The sequence below is a fragment of the Microvirga soli genome, from assembly GCF_016734765.1.
Lineage (GTDB): Bacteria > Pseudomonadota > Alphaproteobacteria > Rhizobiales > Beijerinckiaceae > Microvirga > Microvirga soli.
In genome coordinates this window covers 18,250-32,773 of sequence record NZ_JAERQE010000034.1, presented here as the reverse complement: position 1 = coordinate 32,773, position 14,524 = coordinate 18,250, and the positions used below count along the sequence as shown (strand labels likewise).

General features: G+C 62.0%; 12 protein-coding genes and 1 tRNA gene. 10 read left to right on the top strand and 3 right to left on the bottom strand.

The window, feature by feature from the left end; all coding sequences use genetic code 11:
* Nucleotides 1-114: 114 nt before the first annotated feature.
* The 3 genes from JKL45_RS21945 to JKL45_RS21935 all read left to right on the top strand — a co-directional run bounded on the left by JKL45_RS21945 (nt 115) and on the right by JKL45_RS21935 (nt 2,468).
* On the top strand, nt 115-813 hold the full coding sequence (locus tag JKL45_RS21945; RefSeq protein WP_201863738.1) for an alpha/beta fold hydrolase: 699 nt from the start codon (nt 115-117) through the stop codon (nt 811-813).
* A 309-nt stretch (nt 814-1,122) separates the two neighbouring features.
* Complete coding sequence (locus JKL45_RS21940) at nt 1,123-1,749, top strand: outer membrane protein (RefSeq protein WP_201863737.1); 627 nt, start codon at nt 1,123-1,125, stop codon at nt 1,747-1,749.
* 230 nt (nt 1,750-1,979) lie between these two features.
* A complete protein-coding gene (locus JKL45_RS21935) occupies nt 1,980-2,468 on the top strand; it encodes an anthrone oxygenase family protein (protein ID WP_201863736.1) in 489 nt (162 codons plus the stop codon).
* Between the two features lie 90 nt (nt 2,469-2,558).
* Here JKL45_RS21935 and glnA read toward each other — a convergent pair whose 3' ends face one another.
* On the bottom strand, nt 2,559-3,968 hold the full coding sequence (gene glnA, locus JKL45_RS21930; RefSeq protein ID WP_201863734.1) for a type I glutamate--ammonia ligase: 1,410 nt from the start codon (nt 3,966-3,968) through the stop codon (nt 2,559-2,561).
* Nucleotides 3,969-4,041: 73 nt separating this feature from the next.
* Nucleotides 4,042-4,380 carry a P-II family nitrogen regulator gene (locus JKL45_RS21925; protein ID WP_036352735.1) on the bottom strand — a complete coding sequence of 113 codons (339 nt, stop codon included), beginning with the start codon at nt 4,378-4,380 and terminating at the stop codon, nt 4,042-4,044.
* Between the two features lie 180 nt (nt 4,381-4,560).
* Here JKL45_RS21925 and JKL45_RS21920 point away from each other — a divergent pair, with 180 nt between their 5' ends.
* Complete coding sequence (locus JKL45_RS21920) at nt 4,561-6,048, top strand: NAD(P)H-hydrate dehydratase (RefSeq protein ID WP_201863732.1); 1,488 nt, start codon at nt 4,561-4,563, stop codon at nt 6,046-6,048.
* Here the strand turns inward: JKL45_RS21920 and JKL45_RS21915 are convergent.
* Entirely contained in the window at nt 6,041-7,381 is a 1,341-nt protein-coding gene (locus tag JKL45_RS21915) for a multicopper oxidase family protein (RefSeq protein ID WP_201863731.1), read from the bottom strand. The genes JKL45_RS21920 and JKL45_RS21915 overlap by 8 nt on opposite strands.
* Before the next feature lie 169 nt (nt 7,382-7,550).
* Here JKL45_RS21915 and JKL45_RS21910 point away from each other — a divergent pair.
* The 6 genes from JKL45_RS21910 (at nt 7,551) to JKL45_RS21885 (ending at nt 14,446) form a co-directional block, all read left to right on the top strand.
* Nucleotides 7,551-7,635: transfer RNA gene (locus JKL45_RS21910), tRNA-Leu, on the top strand.
* Between the two features lie 115 nt (nt 7,636-7,750).
* Nucleotides 7,751-9,112 carry a trigger factor gene (gene tig / locus JKL45_RS21905; protein ID WP_201863762.1) on the top strand — a complete coding sequence of 454 codons (1,362 nt, stop codon included), beginning with the start codon at nt 7,751-7,753 and terminating at the stop codon, nt 9,110-9,112.
* 77 nt (nt 9,113-9,189) lie between these two features.
* Nucleotides 9,190-9,822 carry an ATP-dependent Clp protease proteolytic subunit gene (locus tag JKL45_RS21900; protein ID WP_201863730.1) on the top strand — a complete coding sequence of 211 codons (633 nt, stop codon included), beginning with the start codon at nt 9,190-9,192 and terminating at the stop codon, nt 9,820-9,822.
* A 225-nt stretch (nt 9,823-10,047) separates the two neighbouring features.
* Nucleotides 10,048-11,316, top strand: a complete 1,269-nt coding sequence (gene clpX / locus JKL45_RS21895) for an ATP-dependent Clp protease ATP-binding subunit ClpX (RefSeq protein WP_201863729.1) — start codon at nt 10,048-10,050, stop codon at nt 11,314-11,316.
* Between the two features lie 229 nt (nt 11,317-11,545).
* Nucleotides 11,546-13,972: an endopeptidase La gene (gene lon / locus JKL45_RS21890; RefSeq protein ID WP_201863728.1), complete on the top strand. Its 2,427-nt coding sequence runs from the start codon at nt 11,546-11,548 to the stop codon at nt 13,970-13,972.
* A gap of 195 nt (nt 13,973-14,167) precedes the next feature.
* Complete coding sequence (locus JKL45_RS21885) at nt 14,168-14,446, top strand: HU family DNA-binding protein (protein ID WP_009490969.1); 279 nt, start codon at nt 14,168-14,170, stop codon at nt 14,444-14,446.
* Nucleotides 14,447-14,524 lie beyond the last annotated feature (78 nt).

Here is a 14,524-nt window from a genome sequence, read left to right as displayed (position 1 = left end):
GAAACTGGTTTCACCTGAGGCTCTTGCTCAAGTTAAGGAGTGGCGGGACCATAAGATAAGCTATGCGCTTGTCAATCCAAGGAAAGTTACCAGAGGGCAGCGAAGGGATACTTGATGGCTGAAACACTCGTTCTGATTCCCGGTCTGGCCTGCACGGCCCGCCTCTTCGCCCCGCAGGTAGCCGCCTTGGGGTCCGAACGAACGATCCTGGTTGCAGATCACACCCGCGATGATTCGATTCCCGCCATTGCAGCGCGCCTCTTAAGGGAAGCGCCTGAGCGTTTTGCGGTCGCCGGGCTCTCGATGGGCGGATACATCGCCCTGGAAGTCATGCGTCAGGCCCCGGAGCGGGTGGCGCGGCTGGCCCTCCTCGATACGAGCGCGCGCCCGGACTCGGCAGAGGCGAGCCAGGATCGCGAGCGGCTCATTACCCTGGCTCAGGCGGGGCACTTCGAGGACATTCATTCCAAGCTCTGGCCGCGCCTCGTTCATCCCGACCGTCAAGCCGATCAGGACCTTCAGGAGGTCGTGCTCGGCATGATGCGGGAGACGGGCCCCGAGGCCTATATCCGCCAGCAGCGTGCGATCATGGCCCGCGCCGACTCGCGCCCGAACCTTCCAGGCATCGAGGTTCCGACCCTGGTGCTCGTCGGGGAGGGGGACGCCATTACTCCACCGGAGATCGCGCGGGAAATGGCCGAGATGATCGAATGGGCATCCCTCGTCGTCGTGCCTGAGTCGGGCCACCTGTCGACTCTGGAACAGCCCGAGCGCATTACCCAGGCTCTGAGTTTGTGGCTGAACAAGGATTAACCACAATCTCGCACATCGCTTGCGGGGCTCTTCGCAATCATGGTCAATGATTGGTTACTGCTCGTTCGGGCCGGCGAGAGACAAGTGTTGTCTCAATATAAAGCATTGATTTTTATGAATATTTTATGGCGCCGAATTGGCGATAAAGGGTGCCTGACACTGCCCTGATGAGCGAAAACGCACAGGCATGACAGCTGTGAGCTCGGCGAACTCGCCGTTGAGATATCGACTGTGGCAGGAAAGTGACAGACGGAGCGGCAGGCCTGGGTTACAAGCTCCCCACATCCTTCCTACAGATGGACCAAACCAATGAAAAAGATTCTCCTCTCTTCGGTTGCTCTGCTCGGCCTCGCCACCGGCGCTGTCGCTGCTGACCTTCCTTCCCGTCGCGCTCCGGCTCCGATCATTGCCGCTGCTCCGCTCTTCACCTGGACCGGCTTCTACGTCGGTGTGAACGCTGGCTACGGCTGGTCGAACGACGACTTCGACTCCGTTGACCTGGCTGACGAGGACGACGACGGCGGCTTCGTCGGCGGCGCCCAGGTTGGCTACAACTACCAGATCGGCTCGTTCGTGGTCGGTCTCGAAGGCGACATCCAGTACGCCGACTTCGGCTCTGAAGGCGCCTTCATCGGCACCGACGGCGCCACCTACGACCTCGACCGCAGCGACTGGTTCGGCACGGTGCGGGCTCGCGCCGGTGTGGCCTTCGACCGCGCTCTGATCTACGCCACCGGCGGCTTCGCGTTCGCGGACGACGCCAATGGCTGGACCGTGGGTGGTGGTGTGGAGTACGCCTTCACCAACAACCTATCGGCCAAGATCGAAGGCCTGTACGTCAACCTCGACAACGACGACGACTTCCCGGGCTTCGACGGCGAGACCGACTTCGGCGTCATCCGCGCCGGCCTGAACTTCCGCTTCGGCACCTACTAAGATCGTTCGCCTCGGCGATCGACGACAAGGCCCGGGTCACCCCGGGCCTTTTTCTTTGGGCTAACGTTGAGCGAAGCCAGATATAAAATTTGCGACGGACATAATTGAATTACTGAGCTTACCCGGAAGCTTGACCCTTAGGGCGTTTTTGGAGGGAGTGAATGTTGCGTGTTATAAACGCGACGGGATAGTTCTTCTCCGCATCATCCAAGTCGTTTGGAGAGATGAATATGCGCCTCTTCTTTTATATTGCGGCCGCATGCGGAACAGCTGCTTTCACCGGGGCAATGCTCACCATCGGTCTTGTTCTTGGGGCCTACTGGGAAAGCCTGCCACCTGCAGAGTTCATCGAGTGGTTTGCCGAGAATAGCTATCTGATAGGGCGAGTGATCCCTCTGTTCGTCATTCCCGCGCTTATTGGCCTGATCGGGGGATCGTTCTGTGACAGGCGCTCGCCTCAATTGAAGTTCTGGCTGGCTTCCCTCGGATGCATGATCGGAATTTTGATCATCACCATTGTCTTCCATCTCCCAACAAATGCAGCGTTCAACACCAGATCGATCCCGCTCGGGGATGTTGGTTCTATGCTGGATCAATGGCTTTGGTTGCACGCGGTTCGGATCGCCCTTGGCCTGGCCGCAAGCATCTTAAGCGTGGTGGCGATCAGCGGTGGGGCAAAGCAAATTGCTACCGATCCCAAAAGAGCCCTTGCGATCTGAGGTTTTAGTGACCGGGTACAAAAAAGCCGGAGCCCGTAGGCTCCGGCGAAGGAAGGCTGCGGATCCGCAGCCGGGAGGAAAAGTGATCCGTTAGACGGAGTAGTACATCTGGAACTCGACCGGATGCGGTGTCATTTCGAAGCGGGCGACCTCGGCCATCTTCAGCTCGATGTAACTGTCGATGAAGTCGTCGCTGAACACGCCGCCAGCCTTGAGGAACGCGCGGTCCTTGTCGACGCTGGCGAGAGCTTCGCGAAGCGAGCCGCAGACGGTCGGGATCTTCTTCAGCTCGCGCGGAGGCAGATCGTAGAGATCCTTGTCCATGGCCGGGCCCGGATCGATCTTGTTCAGGATGCCGTCGAGACCGGCCATCATGATCGCCGCGAAGGCGAGATATGGGTTGGCGGTCGGATCGGGGAAGCGGATCTCGACGCGCTTGGCCTTCGGCGAGGTCGTCCACGGAATACGGCAGGAGGCCGAGCGGTTGCGGGCCGAGTAGGCCAGCAGCACCGGAGCCTCGTAGCCCGGGACGAGACGCTTGTAGGAGTTCGTCGACGGGTTGGTGAAGGCATTCAGCGCCTTGGCATGCTTGATGATGCCGCCGATGTACCACAGGCATTCCTGGGACAGGTCGGCATACTTGTTGCCGGCAAAGAGCGGCTTGCCGCCCTTCCAGAGGGACTGGTGGACGTGCATGCCCGAGCCGTTGTCACCGTAAACCGGCTTCGGCATGAAGGTTGCCGTCTTGCCGTAGGACTGGGCGACGTTGTGGATGCAGTACTTGTAGATCTGCATCTCGTCGGCAGTCTTCACGAGGGTGTTGAACTTCGTGCCGAGCTCGTGCTGGGCGGAGGCCACCTCGTGGTGGTGCTTCTCGACCGTCACGCCCATGGCCTTCATGGCAGCAAGCATCTCGCCGCGCATGTCCTGGGCCGAATCCAGCGGAGGAACCGGGAAGTAGCCGCCCTTGGTGGGGATGCGGTGACCGAGGTTGCCGCCCTCGTAAGCGGTGTCGCCATTGATCGGAAGCTCGGCGGAGTCGAGCTTGAAGCCGGTGTTGTAGGGGTCGGCCATGAACTTCACGTCGTCGAAGATGAAGAACTCGGCCTCGGGGCCGACATAGACCGTATCGGCGATGCCCGTGGACTTCAGATAGGCCTCAGCCTTCTTGGCGATGCCGCGCGGATCGCGGTTGTAGGGCTCGCCGGTGGCGGGCTCGAGGATGTCGCAGTTGATCGACATGGTGGAGGCCGCGAAGAACGGGTCCATCTGAGCCGTCGTCGGGTCGGGCATGAGGGTCATGTCGGACTCGTTGATCGCCTTCCAGCCGGCGATGGACGAGCCATCGAACATGATGCCGTCGGCGAACATGTCCTCGTCGACCATCGACACATCGAAGGTCACGTGCTGCCACTTGCCGCGCGGGTCCGTGAAACGGAAATCGACGTACTGAACGTCGTTGTCCTTGATCGCCTTGAGCACATCCTTGGCGGTCTGCATGGTCGTTTGGTCCTCTTCTGCCCTTGAGAGTAGTCCTTAGCCTTCACTTCAGGCCTTGGCTTGGAAAGCAAGCTTAGATCGCGTCGGATCCGGTCTCGCCCGTGCGGATACGAACGGCCTCTTCGACCGTCGAAACGAAAATCTTGCCGTCGCCGATACGGCCCGTCTGGGCTGCCTTCCGGATGGCCTCAATAGCGGCGTCCGCCATATCGTCGTTGAGAACGATCTCGAGCTTCACCTTCGGGAGGAAGTCCACCACGTACTCCGCGCCGCGGTAGAGTTCCGTGTGGCCCTTCTGGCGCCCGAAACCCTTGGCTTCGATCACGGTGATGCCTTGCAGGCCAACCTCCTGGAGGGCTTCTTTGACTTCATCGAGCTTGAAGGGCTTGATGATGGCTTCGATCTTCTTCATCCCGTTCAACCGTTCTCGTTCGAGGTTTTGCTGCTTTTAGCACCAGCAGGGAGGAGCCTTCCATGCCCCCGTCGAGTCAAAGCTGGCCATTCTGCTGCCCTGCTGGGCATCTTCTGCTCAAAGTTTGTGCAGTTGCAGAAAACCACGCCAAATCCTCAAGAGCCGCTCCATTTTAATCCCATGACAGCCCCTGAACTCGTTCTGACGCCCCATGAGATGAAGCAAGCCGACCGGGAGACCATCGAAAGCGGGATTCCGGGGATCGAACTCATGCGGCGTGCCGGGCATGCGGTGGCCGATGCTGCCGAAAAATTAGCCTCCCCAGGTTCCAGGATCGTCGTGGCGGCAGGGCCGGGGCAGAATGGAGGCGACGGTTTTATCGCGGCTGCCCTTCTGGCAGAGAGAGGCTATCGGGTGAGCCTTGGCCTTCTGGGCACTCCCGACCGGCTCACAGGTGACGCCGCCGAGGCTGCCAAAGGCTGGACGGGTGCGGTCGAGCGCGCGGAGGAACAGCCTTTCGGGGAGGCGGACGTCATCATCGACGCTTTGTTCGGCACCGGCCTCACGCGCGATCTTGAAGGCGCCGCGCGGCTTACTGTTGAGCGCATGAATGCATCGGATCGGCCGATCCTCGCGGTCGACCTGCCTTCCGGCATCGATGGCGATACCGGTGAGGTGCGGGGCGTAGCGGTCAAAGCGACCTGGACCGTGACCTTCGCCGCCCGCAAGCCCTGCCATCTGCTGATGCCCGGGCGGAGCTATTGTGGCTTGGTCGAGGTGGCGGACATCGGGATCGTTCGAACGACGCTGGAGGCCAAGGGCGGCACGCTTTTCGCCAACAATCCTGACCTTTGGAATCATACCCTGCCGAGGCCCGGGCTCTCTTCCCACAAATATGAGCGGGGCCACACGCTGGTTGCCTCAGGCGGCGCGACCCGGACTGGCGCGGCGCGGCTGGCGGCGAGGGCGGCGCTGCGGATCGGCTCCGGGCTTGTGACAGTAGCCTCACCCCCGGAGGCGCTCGGGGTCAACGCGGCCCATCTCACGGCTGTCATGCTGCGCGGCTGCGACGGGCCGGAGGGGCTCAACACCATTCTGCAGGATCCACGCTTCAATGCCCTGGTGCTGGGCCCGGCGCTCGGCATCCATGCGGGCACCCGCGCCATGGTGGTCGTGGCGGTCCATGCAAGGCGCAGCCTCGTGCTGGACGCCGACGCGCTGACCTCCTTCGAAGGGCTCGCCTCCGAGCTGCATGGCGCCTTCCGTTATGCGCCGACAGTGCTCACGCCCCATGACGGCGAGTTCAGCCGTCTGTTCAAGGGACATGCGGATCTCCTTGATCCTACGTCGAAAATCGAGCGTGCCCGCAGAGCTGCTGCTTATACAGGAGCGGTGATGGTGCTCAAGGGAGCAGACACGGTCATCGCGGCGCCGGACGGTCGCGCTGCGATCAACGAGAACGGCACGCCATATCTGGCAACGGCCGGGTCCGGCGATACGCTCTGCGGTCTCATCGCCGGTCTCATGGCTCAGAGCGTGCCGGCCTTCGAGGCGGCTTGCGCCGGGGTCTGGATCCACGCTGAGGCAGGGGCGAGCTTTGGGCCGGGGCTGATCGCTGAGGATCTGGCGGAGTTGGTGCCGGGAGTGCTGCGGGACCTGCTCACGTAACCTCGATCCAGGTCCATAAGCCCGCATCGAACCGCTCGAGCACGGTCGAGGCCAGAAGCCACTTGCCGGGATTGTCGGCCACGAAGGCAATGCGGACAGTCTTGTTCTCCGGCACCTGGACCGTATCCAACCAGTAAGGTTCCCAGCCATCGTCGAGAGCGTGGAGCAGGCGGACGCTGTGGCCATGTAGATGGAGCGGCTGCAGGAATCGGGTCTGATTGGTGAGCGTCAGCACCACGGGACTGCCCCGCTTGACCTTCACAAGCGGAGCGCCGCTGGATTTTCCCGCCGTGCCGTTGATGGTCCAAGGGGCGTTAGGCGCCTCCGGATCTCCTTTCATCACCACGTCCTTGCGGCTGGCATTCTGCAGCTTGATCGTCTCCGGTTGCTTCGTGTTGGGCGCCAGTGGAGCGACCGCAGGCAGGGCCGGGCGCTTCTCGCCGACGGTCTGAACTTCAAGAAGCGCCAAGCCGTCGCCGATCAAGGCCATCACGGCGCCGGTCGCTCCGGCCTCTGGCGCAAGGTCCACGAGCAGGTCGTAACGGGTGCCAGGCGCGAAAGGCAGGGAGGCTCTCAGCGGCTCGAAGGTGCTGGTCGGTTGTCCATCGATGGCGATCACATAGGCTTTCAGCCCATCGAAGCGCAGGCGCATGGCGCGGGCATTGCAGGCATTGGCCAGCCGCAGCCGCAGGCGTCCGCCGGGAGGTGCCTCGACCCTTTGGGGCGTGGCTTTCCCATTGACACTGAGCCAACTGCCGAGGCGACCGGCGGGGGCAGCTTCCGCCACCTTTTCAAAGGGCGCGAGCGAGCCGTCATCGCTCAGGCGCCAGTCATCAACCAGCAAGGCGAGATCCTGGTCGACGGGCGGAGGGTTGGCTTCCTCCACGATCAATAGTCCCGACAGACCCCTTTCCTGAGGCTCGGCGCTGCCGCCGAGCACGCAGGATCGGATCAGGAAGGTGCCGGAATCGACCGGAGTGAAGCGATACTCATGGGACCCGCCTGGGGTCACCGGCTCCTGGGTCAGTCCTCCGACGCCGTCCATGGCGTTCGGTCCGCGAACCCCGTGGAAGTGCAGGGACAGGGGCAGGGCGGTGTCGTTCCGCAGCCTTAGGCGCAGCTCGGCGCCCTGTTTGATCCGTACAGTGGGCGCGAGCGATCCGTTGAAGGTCCAGGCCTCGACCTCGGCTCCCGCATCGGGGCGGAGCCGCAGCTTGTTGGGCGCTGCCGCGAACTCATGGACGGGGGAGCCTGCCTCCTGAGCCGAGCCTGCGCGGGGAAGTCCGATCAGGGAAGTGGCGAGGCCGGCGGTGACGGCGCGGCGGGTGATCATGCAGAGGCTCGCGAATGGCTCGAAGGTGCTGATACGGGTACAGCGTTGAACGTGAACGGCCAAGTTTGGTTGCCGATTGATTGCCCACGAACTTTTTTGATGCACACTTTCTCAACCATGCTATAGAGCCGCGTCCCGGAAGAGGGGCGCGTTCGCGCGCCGCTTACGCGCGGGCGTGGCGGAATTGGTAGACGCACTGGATTTAGGTTCCAGCGACGCAAGTTGTGGGGGTTCGAGTCCCTCCGCCCGCACCAATCCCGTCAGGGTTGGATCCGGAGGCTCCGAGCGGCTCAGGTGACGGCATGACGCCGCATCGACCGGAGCCTGGATTTGAGATTCATATTCGAGTGGATGAAGGCGAATAGTACCATGCAGGTGACGGAAACACTGTCCCAAGGCTTGAAGCGAGAGTTCAAGGTCGTGCTCCCGGCCACCGAGTTGGAAGAGCGCCTGAACAGCGAATTGTCGACCCTCAAGGACCGGGTTCGGCTCAACGGGTTCCGCCCGGGCAAAGTGCCGATGGGGCACCTGCGCAAGGTCTATGGCCGCTCCGTCATGGCCGACGTCATGCAGAACGCCGTCAACGAAGCCAACCGCAAGATCGTCGAGGACAACAGCCTGAAGCTCGCCAATGAGCCGCAGGTCCAGTTCCCCGAGAGCCAGGAAGAGGTCGAGAAGGCCATGGACGCCAAGGGCGACCTGGCCTTCACCGTCGCCCTCGAGGTTCTGCCGGACTTTGAGCTGGCCGATCTGTCGGACGTGGCGGTGACGAAGCCGGTGGCCGAGATCACCGATGCCGAGATCACCGAATCGCTTGAGCGCATGGCCAAGCAGAACCGCTCCTTCGAGACGAAGGACGGCGAGGCCGTGTCCGGCGACCGCGTGGTCGTGGACTTCGTGGGCCGCATCGACGGCACCGAGTTTGAAGGCGGCAACGGCCAGGACATCCGGGTCGAGCTCGGCTCCAACACCTTCATCCCGGGCTTCGAGGACCAACTCCTCGGCCTCAAGGCCAACGACACCAAGCTCGTGAAGGTCACCTTCCCGGTGAACTACATGGCCGCTCATCTGGCCGGCAAGGACGCCGAGTTCGACGTGACCGTGAAGGAAGTCGAGGCTCCTGGCGAGCTGAAGATCGACGACGAGATGGCTAAGGGCTTCGGCATGGAATCCCTGGACAAGCTCAAGGAAGCGGTCCGTGACGCCATCCGCAAGGATTTCGACACCCAGTCCCGCCGCAAGGTCAAGAAGGACCTCCTGGACGCCTTGGACGCCAAGTACAGCTTCGAGCTGCCGCCGACCCTGGTCGAGCAGGAGTTCGGCGCCGTGTGGTCGCAGGTCATGGGCGACATGAAGTCCAACAACCGCACCTTCGAGGATGAGGAAACCACCGAGGACGAGGCCAAGGCTGAGTACCGCAAGATCGCCGAGCGTCGCGTGCGCCTCGGTTTGGTCCTTGCACAGATCGGTGAGAAGTCCGATATCAAGATTTCCGACGACGAGGTGACTCAGGCCCTCATCGAGCGGGTCCGCCAATACCCCGGCCAGGAGCGCCAGGTTTGGGAGTTCTACCAAAAGAACCCGCAGGCCCTAGCTGAAATCCGGGCTCCTCTGTTCGAAGAGAAAGTCGTCGACCAGATCCTGTCCCAGGTGAAGGTGAACGAAGAGACCGTCTCCAAGGACGCGCTGTTCAGCGACGAGGACGAAGAGAAATCCGGCAAGGGCGAGTAACGCTCCCTTAAGCGTCTCGTTGCTTGCATGACATGCACGGCCGCGAATCTGCGCGGCCGAACTGGAGCAGTGAGACAATGAGAGATCCGGTAGCGCTCTTAAACAATACGCTTGTCCCGATGGTGGTCGAGCAGTCGAACCGCGGCGAGCGGGCATTCGACATCTATTCGCGCCTCTTGCGCGAACGGATTATCTTCCTCACGGGCCCTGTCGAAGACTACTCGGCCTCGCTGATCGTGGCACAGCTTCTGTTCCTCGAGGCCGAGAACCCGAAGAAGGAAATCTCCTTCTACATCAACTCGCCCGGCGGCGTAGTGACATCGGGCCTGTCGATCTACGACACCATGCAGTTCATCCGATGCCCGGTCTCGACCCTCTGCGTCGGCCAGGCGGCCTCCATGGGCTCCCTCCTGCTGACCGCAGGCGAGAAGGGAATGCGCTTCGCCCTCCCGAACGCTCGCATCATGGTCCACCAGCCCTCCGGCGGCTATCAGGGTCAGGTCACGGATATCATGATCCACGCCCGCGAGAGCGAGGCCCTCAAGCGCCGGCTGAACGAGATCTACGTCCAGCACACCGGCCAGCCCTACGAGGCCGTCGAGCGGGCCCTGGAGCGCGACAACTTCATGACCGCTGAGGCAGCCCGGGAGTTCGGCCTGATCGACCAGGTCGTCTCCAAGCGTCCCGAGCCGGCAGCCACTCCGGCCTAACCCTTAAATCCTGGGGACAAATTCCTCCAGGGTGCGTCTTTTTGGCGGGCAATTCCGTTTCTATTGATCACGCGGCTCCCGCGTGATTGCATGTGGATTCGGAACACGTGGCGATTTGATCGTTCAATTCTTAGCGACGGAACCTTTCGTTAGGCCCGTCGCTCATAAACTTAGAAGAAGTGCTGGGCCGGAAGGGCCGTCCCGGTGCGGATTGGAGATGTGATAATGACCAAGGCTGGCGGCAACGACTCTAAGAGCACGCTGTACTGCTCCTTTTGCGGCAAGAGCCAGCATGAGGTTCGCAAGCTGATCGCTGGCCCGACGGTTTTCATCTGCGATGAATGCGTCGAGCTCTGCATGGACATCATCCGCGAGGAATCGAAATCGTCGCTTGTGAAGTCCCGCGACGGGGTTCCGACCCCGAAGGAAATCAGCCGCGTTCTGGACGACTACGTGATCGGCCAGGAGCACGCCAAGAAGGTGCTCTCGGTAGCGGTCCACAACCATTACAAGCGTTTGGCCCATGCGACGAAGCACAACGACGTCGAACTGGCCAAGTCGAACATCCTGCTGATCGGTCCCACCGGCTCGGGTAAAACCCTGCTGGCCCAGACCCTCGCCCGGATCTTGGACGTCCCGTTCACTATGGCGGACGCCACGACCCTGACCGAGGCCGGGTACGTCGGCGAGGACGTGGAGAACATCATCCTCAAGCTGCTCCAGGCTTCCGACTACAATGTGGAGCGGGCGCAGCGAGGCATCGTCTATATCGACGAGATCGACAAGATCTCCCGCAAGTCGGACAATCCCTCGATCACCCGCGACGTGTCGGGCGAGGGCGTGCAGCAGGCACTTCTGAAGATCATGGAAGGCACTGTCGCATCCGTGCCTCCCCAGGGCGGCCGCAAGCACCCGCAACAGGAGTTCCTGCAGGTCGACACCACGAACATCCTGTTCATCTGCGGTGGCGCCTTTGCGGGTCTGGAGCGGATCATCGCCAGCCGCGGCAAGGGCACGTCCATCGGCTTTGGCGCCTCGGTGAGCTCGCCTGACGACCGCCGGACGGGCGAGATTTTCCGCGAGGTGGAGCCGGAGGATCTGCTGAAATTCGGCCTGATTCCCGAGTTCGTCGGCCGTCTGCCGGTCCTGGCAACCCTGGAAGACCTCGATATCGACGCCCTGAAGACCATTCTGCAGGAGCCGAAGAACGCCTTGGTGAAGCAGTACCAGCGGCTCTTCGAGATGGAGAACGTTCAGCTGACGTTCCAGGACGAGGCCCTGACCCTCATCGCCAAGAAGGCGATCGAGCGCAAGACAGGTGCCCGCGGCCTGCGGTCCATCATGGAAGGCATCCTGCTGGAGACCATGTACGACCTGCCGGGCCTCGATTCCGTCGAGCAGGTGGTGATCGGGCCCGAGGTGGTGGAGGGCAAGGCCAAGCCGCTCTTCATCCACGGCGAGCGCAACGATCAGGCTGCCAGCGCCAGCGCCTAAGGCAGGCTCAGGGGCTCCCTATGAACCAACCCGTTGCGGGCCATCTTCTTGAAAGGAATGGTCCGCAACGCCACATTATCTCTTGCGCCGGAGCTGTCCGCTCATCTCCCGAGGGAGGGCCCGGCGTACCGGATGCAGCCCATAACAAGAGCCTGAGCATTCCGGTTATCCGTCTGAGGTCCAGCTCATGCGAGGGGATCCCCGGACGCAGTCAAAAGGAAGTCACCTCATGACACAATCGAAGCCACGTCAGCCTGTTGTTCCAGGCTCGACCGGAACCTATGCGGTTCTGCCTCTGCGCGACATTGTTGTCTTTCCGCATATGATCGTGCCGCTCTTCGTCGGCCGCGAAAAGTCGATCCGCGCGCTTGAGGAGGTGGTCAAGGGGGATCGTCATATCCTTCTGGCAACCCAGATCGATGCGACGGATGACGATCCGGCAACGGATGCGATCTATAAGGTCGGTACCCTGGCCAACGTGCTCCAGCTCCTGAAGCTGCCCGATGGCACCGTGAAGGTGCTGGTCGAAGGCGCGAGCCGGGCCCAGGTGAAGACCTATACCCGCACGGACGAATATTACGAGGCCGAGGCCGAGGCTCTTCCTGATGCGCTTGGCGATCAGGTCGAGGCCGAGGCGCTTGCCCGCTCCGTCGTGTCCGAATTCGAAAACTATGTGAAGCTGAACAAGAAGGTCTCGCCGGAAGTCGTCACCGCCGTGACCCAGATCGACGAGCCGGCCAAGCTCGCCGACACCATCGCTTCGCACCTGGCCATCAAGATCGCCGACAAGCAGGCGATCCTTGAGACCCCGACCGTTGCCCAGCGCCTGGAGAAGGTACTCGGCATGATGGAGAGCGAGATTTCGGTTCTCCAGGTCGAGAAGCGGATCCGCACCCGCGTGAAGCGTCAGATGGAGAAGACGCAGCGCGAGTACTACCTCAACGAGCAGATGAAGGCGATCCAGAAGGAGCTCGGCGACGACGAAGGTCGCGACGAGCTGGCCGAGCTCGAGGACAAGATTGAGAAGACCAAGTTCACGAAGGAAGCCCGCGAGAAGGCGATGGGCGAGCTCAAGAAGCTCCGCCAGATGTCGCCTATGTCGGCGGAAGCGACCGTCGTGCGCAACTATCTCGATTGGCTGCTCGGGATCCCGTGGAACCGCCGCTCGAAGATGAAGAAGGACCTGAAGGCCGCGCAGGATCTGCTCGATTCGGATCACTACGGCCTCGAGAAGGTCAAGGAGCGCATCGTCGAGTACCTGGCCGTGCAGCAGCGCGCCAACAAGCTCACGGGCCCGATCCTCTGCCTCGTCGGTCCTCCCGGCGTGGGCAAGACCTCGCTCGGCAAGTCGATCGCCAAGGCCACGGGCCGCGAGTTCGTGCGCATGTCGCTCGGCGGCGTCCGTGACGAGTCGGAGATCCGCGGTCACCGTCGGACCTATATCGGCTCGATGCCCGGCAAGATCATCCAGTCGATGCGCAAGGCTAAGACGTCCAACCCGCTCATCCTGCTCGACGAGATCGACAAGATGGGGATGGACTTCCGCGGCGACCCGTCGGCGGCCCTGCTCGAGGTTCTCGACCCTGAGCAGAACTCGACCTTCAACGACCATTATCTGGAGGTCGATTACGACCTGTCCAACGTGATGTTCGTGACGACGGCCAACACGCTCAACATTCCCGGCCCGCTTCTCGACCGTATGGAAGTGATCCGCATCGCGGGTTACACCGAGGAAGAGAAGGCCGAGATTGCCCGCACGCACCTGATCCCATCTTCCACGAAGAAGCATGGTCTGGCGGAGAAGGAGTGGAAGATCGGCGACGAGGCTCTCCTCATGCTGATCCGCCGCTACACCCGCGAGGCGGGCGTGCGTAACCTCGAGCGCGAGCTGGCCAACCTCATCCGCAAGGCCGTCAAGGAGATCCTGATCTCCAAGGTCAAGTCGGTGGAGGTCACGACCGCCAACCTGCCGGAATTCCTTGGTCCCCCGCGCTATCGCTATGGCGAGGCCGAGACCGAGGACATGGTGGGCGCAGTCACGGGCTTGGCCTGGACCGAGGTGGGTGGCGAGCTGCTGACCATCGAAGGCATCATGATGCCGGGCAAGGGCAAAATGACCGTCACGGGCAACCTTCGTGATGTCATGAAGGAGTCGATCTCGGCTGCGGCGTCCTACGTCCGCTCCCGGGCCCTCGATTTCGGCGTCGAGCCGCCCATGTTCGACCGTCGCGACATCCACGTGCACGTGCCGGAAGGTGCGACGCCCAAGGATGGTCCGTCCGCCGGCATCGCCATGGCGACCGCCATCGTATCCGTCATTACGAGCATCCCGGTTCGCCGCGATATCGCCATGACGGGTGAGGTGACGCTGCGGGGCAGGGTGCTGCCTATCGGCGGTCTTAAAGAGAAGCTCCTGGCGGCCCTTCGCGGCGGCATCAAGAAGGTCTTGATTCCCGAGGAGAACGCCAAGGATCTGGTCGACATCCCGGCCAGCGTGAAGAACGGCCTGGAGATCGTGCCGGTCTCCATGATGGATCAGGTTCTCCAGCACGCCCTCGTGCGCATGCCGGAGCGGATCGAATGGGACGAGGCTTCGGTTCTCAAGGGTCCGAAGCCCGCCGTCGAGGACGACTCGACCGGGGTCGTGGCTCACTAAAGCCAGACGCTGACGTAACGACAGGAGCCTCCGGACGCGAGTTCGGGGGCTTCTTTTTGACGTGAAGTGCCAAAAAACACATGATTCCAGCGACTTCGGGGCTTGCCTACGGACAAGCTTTGCGCCAAACGGTTTGTCCCTGAAACGGTGGACCATTTCCTTTTGCGGCTGCCGTGATCACTGGAGGATAAGACTATGAATAAAGGCGAGCTCGTTGCGGCCGTCGCCGACAAGGTGGGCCTTTCGCGTGGCCAGGCTGGTGATGCGATCGACGCCGCCATCGAGGCGATCACCGGCGCTCTGAAGAAGGGCGACGAGGTCAAGATCGTCGGTTTCGGCACGTTCGTGGTGACCAACCGCGCCGCCGGCGAAGCGCGCAACCCGCGCACCGGCGAGAAGGTCAAGGTTCCCGCATCCAAGACCCCCAAGTTCCGCGCAGGCGCCGGCCTGAAGGACGCCGTCAACGCGAAGTAATCGCTTTTTGATAGCGTTTGGTTGCAAAGAAGGCCGACGGCGCTTGCGTTGTTGGCCTTCTGTTTTTATGTCAGGCCT